The following is a 17,589-nucleotide window of genomic DNA, read 5'->3' as shown; positions in this document are numbered from 1 at the left end:
TAGCAGCTCCCTTCTCCCCTTGGGGAAGAAGGTGCCCGTTAGGGCGGATAAGGGTATCAATTATCGAATTAAATCCTCAATAGCCCATTCATCATGTTGCAAGACTTTTGCGATCACTTGATTAAATTCCCGCGCAATTAATTCTTTGCACTCAGGCGTTACAGGACCATTAATTGAAATTAAATACTCTCCTTCCTGATTTCTTGAAAATAAGACCCATAAGGAACGATTATTTACAGGGCGATCCTCACTTCCAAAATGATTCGCATACTGAAATTTAAGAGTCGTCACACTACTCTCAGGAACTGCCTTACTGAAAAAGGAAGGGGTAATGTTAATGAGAACTCTTAACCGCTCCGGTTTTTGCAAAGGCCTTTTGCGGTTCAATAATTTACTGAATTTTCTTTTAAGTGACGTATTGAAACTAATGGCTTCAGCCCAGCTCAGGTACTTAAGATAAAAATCAACCATCAATGAATTAAGCTTGGTTTTACTAAATTGTTTCATTAATTGCAGTCTATTCCATCTATAAAATAAATAATGGCTTATAGTGAATCCCGAATCTTTAAATTCACTGTTTTTAATGATATGCGAGCATTTTTGAAAAGAAGCTGTTTTTAATTGTTGTTCCTCAATCGACTTAACCAATTCAATAAAGTTATGTTGCTTATCCAGGGTACTATTTAGTCGTTTATACTCTGAGAACATGCCGACAATAGACTTGTATTGGCTCCCCTCCCTACCACTATGGATCAGAATAAAAGGTATTTTCTTTTGCTGACTTAACTTATAAAAAACAATATGACATGCAGCGATTAACCCAAGACTGACATTCATATTTTGAGCCCTATGCCATTCAATAAACTGTTCGGCCTTATGCGAATCAATAGGATAATGGAATAAATACTGTTTCTGACTGTCTATAGGCATAAAGTATTTAGGTCCTAAGTACAGCATTTTAAAGCCCTTGTTATAATTCTGCCAAAAATTAATTTTGTGTTTTAAATTTGCTGCATACAGGTGATTACTTTTTTTGACATAATTGAGGTAGGAATCTTTTTCTGGTTCCAGAATCAATTCCTGGCCATGGGCCAACGCTTCATAGCATTTTTTAAACTGATTCAATACATAGTCACATGAGGGTCCATCAACGATGATATGAGGGATTATCATGTGCAATTCGTGCAAATCACTGTTGATTTTATAGAGATAGACCCTAATGAGTGGCTGTTGGGTTAAGGGGATTTCATCCCTCATATTATTTTGAAATTCCTGATTAAGCTCCGTCTCTTCATTATTCAGGGAAATGTCTTTATAGATTAATTCAAATTGTCCTTTTTTTCTCAATACTTGAATCGGCACTTCCTTATCGAATTGCAACCAAAAAGCGCTATTTTGTTTTACAACTGCCTCAAATGCCTGAGCAACATAATCCTTATTCAGCTTACCTTGAATCTGTAACTGTGTGCCAATATTATAGGGATAACCGAGTCTATTGAGCACCCAAAAAACATATTGAAAATCACATAAAGGAACTTCTTCACCGACTGAATTTACAGCCACTTGCTGTTCTTTTTTATTTTCAAAATCGAATACTTTCTGCAATTCATTCGCTATATTTTTAGCAATTTTGCCCACACTGGGATCATTAATAAAATATTCAATGGATAAGTTCAGGGTGGGACATTGCAATTTATCATGAATGCGATTGCGAATTTCAATTGCCATTAGTGAGTCCAAACCCAAAGAGAACAATCCATCATTGACTTTAATCTGTTCTAAATCGTCCAAACCGAGAACCTCTGCAGCAATTTCACGCAAAGCTTCGCTCAATATGGAGATGCTTTCTTCTTTGGAATGCTGTCGGAGCGAATTTAAAAAATGCTGATCGGCTGGACGACTCTGTTTCATCAGCTCTAAGAGCCATGCCTGCTTGGGCGAATATTTAAAGTAAATATCCCAATTCATCGGACATACAGCAATTTGCGCTAACTCGCTTTTTAATAAAACATCAAGGACATCGATACTGTCTTTCTCTAACAAGGTAAAGCCACGTTGTTGCATAGCCTGTCCTAAGTTTGCACTCATGCCCATCGAATGAAACGGCCCCCAGTTAATGGTCAACGCCGGCAACCCTTGTTGTTGTCTAAGATAAGCTAGTCCATCCAAAAATCCATTGGCAGCGACATAGTTCGCTTGCCCTCTGGCACCGAGTATGGACGCTGAAGATGAAAATAAAACAAATAAATCCAGTGGAATATCTTTAGTTATCTGGTGCAAAATCAATGCACTGTCCATTTTTGCACTCAGTACACTTTGCATCTCCTCATCGCTTAAATTAACCAATAAACCATCTTGCACAATACCGGCAAGATGAAAAACACCTTGCAGTCGTTTAGAACTTTGTTCAATCTCAGCAATAATGTGTTCCATTTGCTGATAGTTACTGGCATCTGCCTGATAATGTTTAATAAAAACTTGTTTTTTACGAGCACGATCAATCAATAGTCTGATTTCGGGGGAACATTCAGACCGACTCGTAATCACAATATCATGAGCCCCTCGACGCATGAGATACTCAATTAACGATTTTGCCAAAGCACCTGTACCGCCGGTGATCAAATAAGTCGCATCACTTTTAAATAACATCTCCTGTTGGGCCACATGTGCAGAGAGCGGCGCTTTTTTTAATCTAGGAATATAAAATGTGTCGCGGATTGCAAATTGATTTTCAGCGCTGGGAGCAACAAAAAGATACTTTAATATCTCGGGCAAAGTACTCGTTGTCCCTAAATCGATTGCATAATTATTAACGAGTTCAAGCTCGTTACTAAAAGTTTTCCAAAAAGCACAAGCCATGGTGTGATAAGGGTTTACCTTATCTGTCTCATGAATCGAATAAGCATGTTCAGTGACTAATATGAAGCGATTAGGTCGTGACTTAAACATCTTTTGACAACAATGAAACAGATCATTGAATTGACTTTGATTGTATAAATAAACAATGGTTTTATTTTCAATAGGTCCCAACTCATTGGCATCCTGAATGAGCTGATAATCCAGATCACCCAATACTGCTTTTGCTTTATCGGGATCATTTGAAATGACCAATAACTCAGGAAGCTGTATTTGAGTCAACACGTTGAATTTGAGGGGACTCCATCGGATTTGATATAGGTACTGGAGATAGGATTCATAAGGAATGAAATGACTTTGCGTCACTTTTCTCAGTTTAAACTTTTCAATTTCACCAATCAGTACCCCTGAGTTATCATAAAATTTGATATCAAAACACAATTCGTTTTCATGTTCAGACACTCTTTGAACTACATGGAGCCACACGCTGCGAGGGGCTTCCTGCATTGTAGTCATTCGTGCAAATGTATAAGGCACATAAACAGTGTGCTCCTCATGATTCATTTTGAATAACAAAATACTTTGCATCATGCCATCAAGCAAAATAGGGGGATAATAATAGTTAACGCTTTGACTGTTTTTAGTCATTATTACCTTAGAAAGAACACCATCGGCATGAATGTAACTCTCTTGGAGCACACGTAAATCATCGCCATAAAATAAGGCATGCTTTTTAAAATGTTCATAAATTTGTGATGCATCAAATTGCCGTTCAGAAGATGATTTTAAATCATAAAAATCAAGAGACTCCGATATGGTCGGTATGTGCGAATTGATTTCCATTTCAGAAAATAATTGCCAATTATCCTCTTCTTTGGCAAAAATATTGATTTTATATTGTTCATCATTTTTCGGTTTCACATGTAATTGAAACTCTTGATCGTGTTTCGGATACAATGGACGTTCGATATGAAAGTGTTCTATTGAAAAAGCATTATGCTTCAATACAAACCTGGCTGCCGACAAACCCAATTCAATAAATGCTGTTGCTGGAAAAATGACCTTATCAAAAATAAAATTTTGATTGATATAGGGTAAATGTTCTAAATCCAGTGTGTTGCTGAATAAAAATTCATTACCGGGCATCGAGAACATCTGCCCTAAAAGAGGATGTACTGCATCAGCTGAGGGGCGACTCGAAGTGCTTTTATCAATCCAAAATTCAACCGAATCAAATACATAATTAGGTAAGTTCACTTTGTTAAATTGATAACCGCTGTCTTTATAGTATAAAGCCCAGTCAACTTGTGTTCCCTGCATGTAGGCTGTCAGCACAGACTGAAGCATGGACTCATTTTGCACATTAAGGGTGCTCTTTTTTCCGTGTGATAGTGCAAACTGTCCTGTTTCTAATAAGTGACTTGCCTCTTGAGCATTATGGGCTATTAAAGCCAATCGATAAGGCTGCTGAGCACGACAGGTTGCTGCAGTAAAACAAATATCACCAAAATCGTCTTGTGTTGTTGCCAAATACTGCTGATAACTTTGCGCTAAATGCTCCAGGGATGCTTGCGAATTGGCAGAAAGAATCAATAATTGGACTTTGGCCGATTGAGTTGGCTTTTGTTCTGCGGGTTTAGGAAACTCTTGTAAAATAACATGCGCGTTAGTCCCACTAAAACCAAAAGCATTGACCCCGGCACATCTTAATTTAGAGCCCGTATTCCAATCGATTTTTTGCAAAGCAAGGAGGGTATCACCCAAATGGATATGGGGGTTTAATTTTTTAAAATGGAGCAACTTATAAATTTTTTTCTTTTGTAAGCTCAGCACTGTTTTAATCACACTCGCCACGCCAGCAGCACTTTCAAGATGGCCAATGTTGGTTTTAACCGCACCAAGATACAAAGGATTATCCTGAGAATGTTCTTTTCCATACACTTGGTTGATTGCATGAACTTCTATTGGATCCCCCAAAGAAGTACCCGTTCCATGGGCCTCAATGTAGCTAATGTCACTCGCGGATAAATCCGTTTGACTTAAAGCCTTCATCATGACCTCTTCCTGGCTTTTACCATTAGGGACGGTCAATCCCGCAGATCGCCCATCACTATTTACCGCGGAAGCTTTAATGACCGCCAAAATATTGTCTTTATCACGGAGCGCATCCGATAGTCTTTTAAGAAAAAGTACCCCACAGCCTTCTGCACGGGCATATCCATCGGCCAGTTCATCAAAAGTTTTACAGTAACCATCAGGAGCTAAAGCTTTCGCTTTACATAAAGTGATATTCGACTCAGGTAATAACAGCACATTGACCCCACCAGCCAATGCGTAATCAATTTCCCGATTTTTTAAACTCTGACAGGCATAATGAATGGCAACTAAAGAGGAAGAGCAGGCAGTGTCCACACTGATTGATGGGCCTTTAAAATCAAAAGTATATGCTACTCGGCCTGGGATAAGATTGGAGACATTCCCTGTAATCGAATAGACACTTAATTCTTCATTGGAGAAACCTGATTTTTCCAATTGCGCATAATATTCATTCGGCCCTACACCGGCAAAAACTCCGGTCAAACTGCCACGTAGTGACTCAGGCAAATAATTTGCGTTTTCTAAAGCCTTGTAAGAGCATTCTAAAAAGATGCGTTGTTGAGGCTCCATTAATTTTGCTTCGCGAGGGCTAATACCAAAGAAATTTGCATCAAAACATTTAATATTTTCGATTAATCCGAGTTTATTGACATAGGATTTTCCTGGCGCATCCATATCGGGATCATAATATTTTTGATTATCCCAACGCTCAAGTGGAATATCTCTCATGCCACTTTTTCCCTCGTCAAGCAAAGTTTCAAATGCTGCTATATTGGGAGCATTAGGAAAGGTACAACTCATACCAATGATCGCGATTGAATCCTCTTCTTTTGCAGCTACAGGCTTGGAAGCTGGCTGAGTAATTAAATACTTATTGAGCTCTGATTCAATATGCAAGGCCAGTTTGTTTATGGATGGGTAATCAAAACCAATGGTCGCCGTTACTTTAAGGGTTGGTGCCAGTTTTTCCTTAAGTTTGCTTGCCAGCTCTGTAATCATCAATGAATCAAAACCCAGCTCAAAAAAGCCTTCATCCTCATCCAACTCGTCTGCATTGGTTATTTCAAGAATCTCATTACAAAGAGCACATATCATCTCTTTGCAAGCTTGGAAGCGACTTTCTTCCCTCGTTTCAAGATAATCATTTAGCCATAAAGATAAATTTTTATGAGCAAACTGCTCTGCTGCATTCAGCTCATCAGCTAAATGTTTATGAAAAGCAGGTACCGGCTTGGGAACAAAGTCCAGCATGAACTTGAGGTATTCCGGTGAAATAATGGCTGCGTGGCTTAACTGATCATTGATGAGAATTTTAATGAAGGTATGACCTTGTTCGTTGCTTATTAAAGATTGCTTCAAACCTTGATCTTGGGAGCGTTTTTTTGCCATACCTACTTCGCCCCAAGGTCCCCATTCAATCGCAGTTCCGACCATGCCCAAACGTTGACGTTCAGCAATCAAGGCATCGATGAAACTGTTGGTGCCGCTGTAAACGGATTCTTTATTACTACCGAATACCGAGGAAATTGAAGAATAGACAACAAAGAAATCCAAATCGAGGTTTTTACTCAACTCATGCAAATACCAGCTGCCTTGTACTTTGGCAGCAAATAAATAATCGACATCCTCATCTTTATGCTCGAGTAATGGCGCCTTAATTGCTGCTCCGGCAGCATGAATAATGCCTTTGAGCAGCCCATCGGCATTCAACTCTAAAAGTAAGTGACGCATTTTTTCTTTGTCAGTCACATCGACACTGACCGTACGAATGGTTCGGCCTGTATAATTGTATTGAATTTTTTTTATTGCTTCTTTTACTGCAGGTTTATCCGGATTTCTTGAGGTCAGGATAACCTCTCTCGCTCCTGCAGAAAGCAATGCTTGTGCCGTGATCAGACCTAAACCGCCACAACCACCGGTGATCAGATAACGGCCTTCACCATATAAAGAGGGCCTTCTGTCCAATAATTTGGTTTTTTTCAGGCGCGTTATGAACCGTTTCCCTTCACGATATGCCACAACATGCTCATACCATTGATCAAAATTATGCCTGATTTCATCGACGATTTGCCCAGCATAATCTTCATCTTCCGTTTTTTCAGCATCAATTAAAATGGTATTGAATTGAGGTAACTCTAAAACCAAAGTTCGGCAGAAGCCAATCAGTGGACTATCATTCAGATTAAGCGCACCCGCTGCAAGTTCAGGGATTGCATTCGTGGTGAGGACGATTAATTGCAATGGAATGCTTTTGTTATTGAGCTCTTTAACTAATGCTAATAGTTTTTTTATCGTGTTCTTTTGAAAATCAATACTGGATTCAATATCTGCTGTCTTGGGAGCATCCAATCCCATCGCAAAAATAATTCCATCCAAGTGTTCTAACGAATGATTCTCTTCCTCTAGAATAATGTCTAATCCCTGCGCGCCAAGACGAGGAGCAAGCTGTCGGGCACCAATAAGAAGCCAGTTATTACCCTGCATTTTGCGATGAGTGCGAGTACATAGTTGTTGTTGCCATTGCAATTGAAAACACCAATCTTGAGGCATAGGGACATCTTTTATTTTGTCTTTTGTTTCAAACCAATGTTCTTCACGATCAAACTCGTATAAAGGAAGTTTGACTTTGATCAATTGGGTATTCAGCGACTGATAAAAATCAGTCCAATTGATCATAAAACCGGCTTGATAATCAGCCTGTAATTGCGCCAGTGACCGTGGTTGTTGTAAGGAGAAGGGATTGGTTTTTTCTTTTTTGATCGAATGGATCGTGTATTCATTTTTTTCAATAAGCGCAGCCGCTTCTTTTGCGGTGCTGGCTTGAATTGCGACTCGAAATAAAAAATGGTTTCGACACGTGGCTGCGGTGTAGCAAATATCCGCAAATTCCTCATGGGTATTGGCTAAATATTTTCGATAACTTGCTAAAAGTAATTCAAGTGCCGTTTTACTTTTTGCTGAAAGTACTAATAGAGACTCTTGGGGAAGTATGCGCGATTCTATTGTTCTTACAGGAGCTTCTTGCATCACGATATGCGCATTGGCGCCACTAAACCCAAATGAACTCACGCCGGCACACCGTAAACCCTCCTCCTTGGGCCAATCCATAGTACTCAACGGAATCACTGTATTTTTAAGCTCAATGGCAGGATTCAATTTTTTAAAGTTAAGGTGTTTAAATAATTGATGCGTTTGTAAACTCAAAATGGCTTTAATCACACCAGCTACACCTGAGGCACTTTCGGAATGGCCTATATTCGTTTTTACCGAACTAATATAAAGCGGTTTCTCTTCGCTATGGTACTCACTAAAAATTTTACTCAAGGCATTTGCTTCGATAGGATCCGCCAGCGGCGTACCCGTACCATGTGCTTCGATGTAATCGATATCTGCAGGCGAGAGTTTTGCTTTGGCAAGCGCACTCCGAATTACCTCTTCCTGAGCGATACCATTAGGAACAGTAAAACCTCCACTTTTACCGTCACTATTAATCGAGGTTCCTTTAATTACTGCAAGAATCGTATCATTTTCTTTTAAAGCAGTACTTAATCGTTTTAAAACAATAACACCACACCCCTCACTACGCGCATATCCATCTGCATCCTCACTGAAGGTTTTACAACGGCTTTCAGGAGATAACATTCTGGCTTTTGACAGGGTAATGTTAGAATCCGGGGCCAGTAAGATATTCACTCCACCCGCAAGGGCCATATCACAATCGCCATTTTGCAAACTCAAACAAGCATCATGAATCGCAGTCATCGATGAAGAACATGCGGTATCAATTGCTTGTATGGGGCCATGAAAATCAAATGCATAAGCCACTCGACCGGGCATCGCATTTAAAACATTTCCGGTTGCAAAATAAATATTAAGATCGTCCAAACCGACGCCAAGCCCCGCCAATAATCGGGGATACTCATTGGTACCGCAACCAACAAAAACCCCTGTTTTACTGTCTTTAATCGCAGCCAGGGATAAATTGGCGTTCTCCAAAGCGTGATAGCTCGTCTCCATGAATACCCGTAATTGGGGAGACATGAGCTTGGCTTCACGTGGGCTGATATTAAAAAAATCTGCATCAAATTTTTTGATGTGTTCAATTAGGCCAAGTTGCTTGATATAAAGTCGCCCCAAAGCATTGACATCAGGATCGTAAAATTTTTCATTATCCCATCGTTCCAACGGGATATCAGCCATACCACTTTCGCCGCGTTCTAATAAGGATAAAAACGCATCAATATTTTCTGCTTTGGGAAAACGGCAACTCATTCCAATGATCGCAATAGGTTCATTATTGAGTACATTGACAGTGGGTTGTCGATAAACTGGCTCTGGCATCTGGATTTGCTGGATGTGTCTGGCCAACTTATCCAAAGTTAGAAAAGCAGGAATTGCCATTTTATAGGAGAAAAGCGCATAAACACTCTGCTCGAGTTCAGCTAGTAACTCCTGGTTGAACCCTAAAGAGCCAAAATCCTGATGTTCCTCAATGTGTTCTTTTTTTAAAAGAGTGTGTATTTGAGCAGCAAGTTTTTCTTTAATCGTTTCTACTTGTTGTTCTTTGGGTTGGAGACATAAATTATTTAACCCATTCCTGGTTCTTGGCTCATGCCAATAGGGCTTTCTATCAAAATAATAAAGTGGTAAATCTGTTTTATTAAATGGAACATGATCCGGATCGATTTTTATATTAAATCCTGCAAAATACGCCTCATAAATCTGATGTGCATCAGAAGCTACATTTTGTATCTCTTTTTTTACAGAGATCTTGCGCAACTCAAAATCGCCAGACTCAATCTTTTGGATCAAGGTTTCTTTATCTCGAGTAACAATGGCACAACGATATTTAAAATGATCGCGACAGTTGATGAGTGTAAAACAAATATCATGCAAACTCGTCGGCGTCTCTCGAAGATAGAGTGCATAACGTGCCAACATGTGCCTTAATGAATACTCACTATTTGCTGAAACAACAAAACATTTTGCTTGTCCATCATCTAATGATGCAGATGGCAAGTAATCATGAGTTGCTTCTTCAATGATGGCACTTACATTGGTTCCACTAAATCCATAGTTCGATATCTGCACATGCCTCTTTTTATTTTTTTGCTTCTTAAATGCAGTGGCTTCTACCGGTAAAAGTGCAGGTATACTCTCAGGATCTATAGTTTTGTTCGGTTTCGTATAATGTAAATTGGCTGGAATTGTTTCATGCTTTAATGCGCCAATTGCTTTAATCAGTGATGCAACCCCTGATGATGAAATACTGTGACCTATATTACTTTTTACTGCACCAATAATCAGAGGTTTATCTTGGCTATGATGCCCTTTATGGATCTGTTGTATTGCATTAAACTCAACTGAATCACCAACAATGGTACCCGTTCCGTGCGCTTCAATATAATCAATATCACTTGGCGTTAAATGAGCTTGTGCCAGCACTTCGTGGTGAAGGGCAATTTGTGACTTAATATTTGGAGCAACCAAAATCGTCCCATCATCACCATCCTGATTCATGACAATACTTTTAAGTACCGCATGGATTGTGTCTTGATCTTGGATCGCATCACTTAAGCGTTTTACTACAACAACGCCACACCCTTCGCTTCGTACATAACCATCAGCATTTATATCAAAACTGCTGCATTGATCCCGCGCAGATAACATGTTTGCTTTAGTCACACTGATAAAACTTTCAGGACAAAGGCTAAGATGAATACCACCCACAATTGCCATAGAACATTGCTTCGTTCTCAACGAGGTTGCAGCAACATAAAGCGCTGCCAATGAAGAGGAACAGGCTGTATCTACAGCCATGCTGGGGCCTTTTAAATTGAGAAAGTGCGAAAGTCTTCCTGCAGCAGCACTGCTGGCTGCACCAATCTGGGTATACGCATTAAACTCGATATTGTCTTTATAATTGAGTTGGCTGTAATCCTGCGTGGAACAACCATAGAATACTCCGGCATTTGAATTATTTAATGAGTCCAGTGGAATGTTGGCATGATTTAAAGCACGAATCGCTACTTCTAAAAAAAGACGATGTTGGGGATCCATTTGTTTGGCTTCGATTGCAGATATTTTAAAAAAAGTTGCATCGAACAACTGAGGATTATTAAGAAAACCTCCTTTACGACTAATTATTTTATCGGGTTTCTCACGATCAGGATCATAATACTCATCAACATCCCAACGATCTTTTGGCATTTCTTTAATAGGCGACAGCCCCTTGAGCAGCATCGCATAAAATGCCTCGACATCTTCTACATCGGAATCAACTCCAGGAAATTGGCAATTCATTCCAACGATTGCAAGAGGTTCATTGAGAATGTCTTTTAGATTCAATTCCTGGTTTTTTTTCACCACTTTAAAATACTCCCATACCACCAGAGACAATGCCATTAAGTTTCATGGCGAGTAACACCTGAGGCAGTGCACAAAATAAAAATAAAAAATAGCAATAATAAGGACTTATAACAAGACACTGAATTTTTGCGTGATCGGACAAAGATACTTTGATTTTGTTTCTTGCTGAATATCAGTTTCTTTTATATGCTTATTTAACATATCCCCATTACCTTAATTTTATCTGAAAAAAATAACATCAAGGTTCAAAAATTTATTCAAAAAGTTCCTTGAAAAGGGACTTTATGACACTCATACTTATTTAATAGCACAAAAGATTCAATAGAACAAAAAAACAGAACAAGAATACTTCTTTGTCGCAGTGTTGACGGGGAGTTGTATTTGATTAATACAACGCTCCATGATAGGTTATTTATTTAATGAATGATTTAATCACGGAAAATAACATTAAAACTTATGGCCAGGCTTTAAAGCAAATTCGTTCCTTATTGAGACGAGTGACGGTTCATCCCTCAGAAGTAAAGTTAATTAAAAATCAAATTCAAGAGAGCTATAAAAGCTTTGCACATATTATTTTTGATAAGTCCTTTTTGAACTGGGGATTATGGAATAGACAAGTATATAGTGAATATGCTGCATTGAACTTTGATTTTTCAAAAATATGTACGATACAAGATATATATTCGCCCTTACTTGTCTTTTTTCTAATAAGACCATTGGTAAAGATGCAATTTTTTGATAAAAAACTGCTTGAAATTGGCTGTGGAAATGGTATTGGTTTAAAGGTGAGTTCCGAATTACTCAAAACAAAATATGCTTTAGGTGTTGATTTAACGAAAGAATTAGTAAACCATGCAAAGCATAATTTCTACACCGAAAATAAGATCAATTATATTCAATCTGATGCAGAATGTTTGCCTTTTGAAAATAACAGTTTTGATATTATAACAAACCTTGAGAGCTCTCATCTTTATCCGCGAATTGAGCTATTTTTTTCAGAAGTTGAGCGCATTTTGTCCCCTAATGGTTTTTTTTGTTATTCAGATCTGAGTATTAAAGACAAATTACAGGCAAAAAAATTTGAAGAATATCTTGAGACAAGTAACTCTTTAAAAGTAATTCAAAAGGTAAACATAACTCGAATGGTTCAATCGGCCATTTATAACCGCTTAGTTGTAAATGAGAAAAAAATATTACCTTACATTGATTCGATGATGGGTGATGATGAAGAACTTCAAGATTTCGTTAGCTCTATGGGGTTAGCATTTCTTCCTTGGTGGTTTTTTTTGTTTAAAAAATCAGCTCTCCGCCAGATGGCAAAAAAAGAGCGCAAAAGAAACCTTATTTATGGAAAAAAATATTATTTTTATTATTTAGTTCAAAAGGTTAATCGATGAAAATTATGGATGTGAAAACCATAGATTATTTTTATGGCGACGAAGAGAAAATCAAGAATATTCTCTATAAGTCTAAGGAGCCTCTGCTCATAAAAATAAAAAACTTTGAGGGTAACTTTGATTTAGATTATTTCGAAAAACACATTCAAGCCGACACAACCTATGCTACTTTTGAAAATAATCGTCGCGTTGCACATCAACCCGCTGATTTTGGGACAATAATCGCTAAAATAAAACAAAATATGCCCTACCGAATATTCGGTCAAATTCTTACCGAAAAACAGTCAGCTGAGATTGAAAAACATATCCCCCTTTGGCAACATATTCCCTTAAGGCCAAGATACTTCAATAAGACTTTAAAAGTAATCTATTTTTTTGGTGGCCAAAACACCCATACCTATATGCATTATGACAGAGAGCATTGCAGCAACCTTCATGTATGTTTAAGCGGTAGAAAGAGATTTTTATTATTCACTCAAGATCAGAGTGAAGCGCTGTATAAACTTCCTTTTGTGAGCGATAGCTTGATTGACTTTAGCCGACCTTTGGAAGAAATAAATCAAGAGTATCCAAGATCAAAACAAGCTGAAGGGTATAGAGTGACCCTTGAAAAAGGAGATATGTTGTTTATGCCAAGAAATTGTTGGCATTATACTGAATATCTCGAGCCGTCTTCTTCCGCGTGCTATATTTTTTATCCTCAAAAAATACTGCATATTTATGGGTATTTTACAGGATATTTTTTCCTGGGGTTTAAAGAGCCAACTGGTTTTTTGATTAGTAATTGGCCGATTGTTAAAAAATTTAGTGAACGGTATGCTTTAGCAACTGGAGTAAAAAAATATCTGATGAAATTGGTTGAGTTTATGATATTTCCAATTATATTGCCTATTGTAAGTATACTTGCCATTATTGCCCATAAATTAAGACCCCGCCGCGTTTACTAATGTTTCACCAATCGGCAAAATACATTCATCATCGCAATCTGCTCGATGTTTGTTGGAGTCGCCTCGAGTAAAGTTGGGGAATATACCACGATCGCCAAACACTGCGCTCTTGATATCGCAACATTGATTCTGTTTTTATCAAAGAGAAAACTAAGTCCTCGGGGTGATTCATCCACATTACTGGCACACATACTCAAAAAAACAATTGGAGCCTCTTGTCCTTGAAACTTATCCACACTACCCACTTTAGCCTGCTCACCCAGTGCTGCTTTTAATTTGCTTACTTGATGATTGTAGGGAGCAACAAAAAGAATATCCTTCCAACCAATCGTTCTTAGTAAGCCTTTTTTTTCCTTAAAGGTTCTCCCCAAGAGCTTTTGGGTTAATAACACAATCTGCTCCACTTCCTCATCACTGGCTTGTGTATTTCCCTCATGAAAAACCGATATAGGAATAATACCAGCCTCTTTATTTAGAACCCCCTTATAACCCTCGGGAACCTTTATTATTTGCTGAGCATTTTGAGGGTCAGTTTCCAGCTTGCCTTCATAAATCGCCTCGCTAATGAATTGATTCACTGCCGGATGCATTCTATAGGTAGTTCCTAAAAAAACCCCCATAGAATCAGGGATAGTAGGGGTTGTATGTACTAAGTAATCCAATATGGATAAACCACTTTCTTCGGGATGACTTCCTTGGGAAGGCTGACCCAACTGCATTTGATCACCCATTAAAATAATATTGCGTGTTGAGCGGCTCATCGCAATCAAATTGGCAACACTGACTTGCCCTGCCTCATCAATAAATAAATAATCAAAAGCATCAGCTAATTCTTCTCGAGCAAACCCCCAAACAGTAGTACCTACTACACATCCAGGCTGAATAAAATCGATGATCTGTTTATTCTCCAAGACGGCGATATTTAACGCTTCAATTTGTTCCTCTGTATTACGTGTACAAGCAAAATGTCCTTTTATTCCCTCCTCATGGCAATAGGCAACAGTATTCAACAATAAGTTATTAATCGCCTTGTGGCTGTTTGAGGAAATTCCTATTTTTTTTCCTTTTTGCACAAGCGCTGCGATTAAATGTTTTCCAGTATAGGTTTTACCTGCACCCGGAGGACCTTGCAGGGTAAGATAGCTGTTATTTAAATTTAAAACCGCATGAATGATCTCCTCTAATCGCTTCTTAGGATCATGACTTGGTGCGATGGCGAATCCTCGTTGATGATCGTTGATGCGCGGATAGGATTTGCTCAGAAAATCGAGTATCGCAGTATTCTCTAGTAACCCCTGTTCAAATGACGCAGCCTGCTTCGCAATCGCTTCAGGAATTGAATGTGGATCAACATATTCATTGGGAACTAAAGTAATCGGATCATCGGGTTCATTTTTCATTTGTAATACAATAATTCCATGTTCCAGATCACTACCCTCTTCACAATAATTGGCCGCAACAGCCTTACCGTCTTCGGTTTCCTCGCCTAAAATAAAATACTGTTTCGCATTCCCTTTAAATTCCTGTTCCGGATCAAAAAAATATTCATAGGCCAAATTGCGTGATCTTGGGGAGGTCTTGTACGGTGGCTTAGCAGTTCGCCGGCAAAAGGCCAAACAATCAATATCATCGAGTAGCTCCTCTCCAGTGAGTCCCAATCGATCAAACATACGCCAAAACACTGGCTTGGCTTCACGTCGGTGGAACTCAATAGACCATGCAAAAATCAGGTTGATTTTAGCGCGTTGCAAATCCCCCTCTGCCTTCAAGCGTTCTGCTTCCATCAACAATCGATCGCGTAATTGAATACGCTCACTCAATTCTGTCTTCACTTCAAGCGCAACAGGTTCGGTTTTACCTAAGTAACAAATACCTTGCTCTAATTGCCGTTCCCTCAGCCAATCAACTAATTCCTGAGTAGAATTGCAATCATCAATATTGTAAGCGCGAATATCATTTAATATTTTTGATGTTTGCCAATTTTCCCCATCTGGTTTTTCTCGCCAATGCTCATAAACAACGACGGAGTCGCCTCCTGAACCTACCTCAGTATTTCGTTTACCGCGGTATAAATGCTCTATATTTTTAATTGAATAGCGCGGCTCCCCAACAATCAGTGAGTTTTTGACAATCTTATATAAATCAACAAATACTTCATTACGCAAGAGCTGATCGACTTCATCTTCACAAACACCATATCGCCCCATGAGTCGTCGACATGCAGAAATTTCATAATTGGCATAATGATAAATATGCATTTTTGGATCTTCTTGCCAACGTTGATAGGCCCACATCACAAACCCTTGAAAAGCTTCTTTTTCCTGTTCCGCGTTATGTGCCCAAAAATCTTTATATTGACGTTGGGCTTTTTCATCAAAATAAGTCACTCCCCATAGATACTCCAAGCCCCCTTCTTCAAGAGGAAAACCTTCAATATCGAAAAAAATATCATGCGGTGATGCAGGTGGTAAAAGCGCCAAGCCCTGCTTTTGTCCTGGAACATGAGGCATTAATTGATATAAGGGGATTTCCTTACCTCTGCTTGCTTTTTGAATTTTGGCTTGTGCTTGCAAACGCACAAAACGCTCTGGCTTTATCCCTTTTACCCAAGAACATGTGGTATGAGCTAATTCGGTCATCGTATTAATGTCCGCTTGCTGCAACTTTTTGACTTGTCCTGAGGTAATGGTTGCTACCTGAATTAAATGATCCGCTCTTGTTAATAGCTCCTCGGCATAATTACTCCATCTTCCCCAATTTTTAGATGCAGCCGGATCGGGACACTCTGTGAAATCAAAATTCTGATGCGCCGATAAAAACTGCTGCTTCAAATTTTGGTAGAAATACAAATAATCTGCCGTACGAAAGCGTCTCTGTTCCTGATTTCCCAAAACCACAGTGATGAATTCAGCTCCCCCGCCTTGCATGGCTTCGAGCATTTCTGCATAACAACATAATTGCAACAGAAAACTAGGTTTCACTGATTTGGCGAGCTTGGTGTCCCAAACCTCATAACAATAATCCCCAAATCGACTCTTACCTGGTATTTTTATTAAGAAATCAGCATATCCCTGAAATGGAAGCAATTGTAAATGCGCTTGATAAATCACATCAGCGCCGCTTTTCATTGCAATTAAAGTTGAATCATAGGTGTCAGCCTGTTGATGTAAATTAACAACGGATAATCCTTGTTGTTTAAATTGGGTCAAGAGATCCAACTCGTGTTGATTTCCCAAATGTTGCAGTACATCCACTAATTCATTTTTCGCATCAGGTGAGGGTAATAAATCAGGATGCACCACTGCAAGATGCTCTATCCAGGATACAAAAGGACTTTCCATAAACTGAGTCAGATCGGAGGGTGAGAAGACTAAATGGCTCGATTCGATGTACATTTGCGATAGAGATCATAGGGCTTATCTTAAAAGTATATCAAAATATTGGTTCAGTGAATTGTTAATTTAACTTTATGATTTTATATGCTTTTAAAAAAGAGGCATGTTGCCTGAAAATAATATAAAATCTCGCCCAATAATAATTTGATAGCCTGGTGTTAAACCAGTCTGCAACCTGACATATAGCCCCGAAATGGAAGAGAAACACGAACAAATTTCCCCAGAAGCTCAAAAAAGTATTAATTTAGCGGTTGGTTTTTTATCAACCTCTATCGCGATGTATGCACTGCTTCGCAAAGGCAATTTCCGCGCCGCTTTTCTTTTATATGAAAAAGGCGGAGGGGGTTTGAATCTTTATAAGGAGCAGGCAAATGGCAAACTAAAACGTTGTTTTGCCATTGACTATCATCCCTTTTGGGATAATAAGACCAAACAACCCTCGTGGAGATTACATTACCATCGGGGTGATAATGAAAGCCAAATGAAAAAACATCGACCGTATGAAGGGGGATGGTAATCTCCCTGCTG

Annotated in this window: 5 protein-coding genes; 3 read left to right on the top strand and 2 right to left on the bottom strand. The window is 38.8% G+C overall.

Annotated features, from left to right (window positions below):
• Positions 1–60: 60 nt before the first annotated feature.
• Entirely contained in the window at positions 61–11,358 is an 11,298-nt protein-coding gene (locus EL022_RS07185) for an SDR family NAD(P)-dependent oxidoreductase (RefSeq protein ID WP_081776915.1), read from the bottom strand.
• A gap of 383 nt (positions 11,359–11,741) precedes the next feature.
• On the opposite strand from EL022_RS07185, the gene EL022_RS07180 reads away from it, so the two are divergent.
• Together EL022_RS07180 and EL022_RS07175 are read left to right on the top strand one after the other, a co-directional pair.
• Positions 11,742–12,719 carry a class I SAM-dependent methyltransferase gene (locus EL022_RS07180; protein WP_028382348.1) on the top strand — a complete coding sequence of 326 codons (978 nt, stop codon included), beginning with the start codon at positions 11,742–11,744 and terminating at the stop codon, positions 12,717–12,719.
• Entirely contained in the window at positions 12,716–13,666 is a 951-nt protein-coding gene (locus EL022_RS07175; RefSeq protein ID WP_028382349.1) for a cupin-like domain-containing protein, read from the top strand. The genes EL022_RS07180 and EL022_RS07175 overlap by 4 nt, the downstream gene beginning before the upstream one ends.
• Here EL022_RS07175 and EL022_RS07170 read toward each other — a convergent pair.
• Complete coding sequence (locus tag EL022_RS07170) at positions 13,663–17,061, bottom strand: TM0106 family RecB-like putative nuclease (RefSeq protein ID WP_028382350.1); 3,399 nt, start codon at positions 17,059–17,061, stop codon at positions 13,663–13,665. The two genes, EL022_RS07175 and EL022_RS07170, sit on opposite strands and share 4 nt — an antisense overlap.
• 193 nt (positions 17,062–17,254) lie before the next feature.
• Here EL022_RS07170 and EL022_RS07165 point away from each other — a divergent pair, with 193 nt between their 5' ends.
• Complete coding sequence (locus tag EL022_RS07165) at positions 17,255–17,578, top strand: hypothetical protein (protein ID WP_028382351.1); 324 nt, start codon at positions 17,255–17,257, stop codon at positions 17,576–17,578.
• Positions 17,579–17,589 lie beyond the last annotated feature (11 nt).

The organism is Legionella cherrii (assembly GCF_900635815.1).
GTDB lineage: Bacteria > Pseudomonadota > Gammaproteobacteria > Legionellales > Legionellaceae > Legionella > Legionella cherrii.
The sequence above is the reverse complement of the archived record's forward strand: the minus strand, read 5'-3'. Positions and strand labels throughout refer to the sequence as shown.

What these genes read in the sequence shown, in the direction of transcription:
- EL022_RS07185 (WP_081776915.1), bottom strand. Translation starts at nt 11,358, where the DNA reads ATGGCATTGTCTCTGGTGGTATGGGAGTATTTTAAAGTGGTGAAAAAA.
- EL022_RS07180 (WP_028382348.1), top strand. Translation starts at nt 11,742, where the DNA reads ATGAATGATTTAATCACGGAAAATAACATTAAAACTTATGGCCAGGCT.
- EL022_RS07175 (WP_028382349.1), top strand. Translation starts at nt 12,716, where the DNA reads ATGAAAATTATGGATGTGAAAACCATAGATTATTTTTATGGCGACGAA.
- EL022_RS07170 (WP_028382350.1), bottom strand. Translation starts at nt 17,061, where the DNA reads ATGTACATCGAATCGAGCCATTTAGTCTTCTCACCCTCCGATCTGACT.
- EL022_RS07165 (WP_028382351.1), top strand. Translation starts at nt 17,255, where the DNA reads ATGGAAGAGAAACACGAACAAATTTCCCCAGAAGCTCAAAAAAGTATT.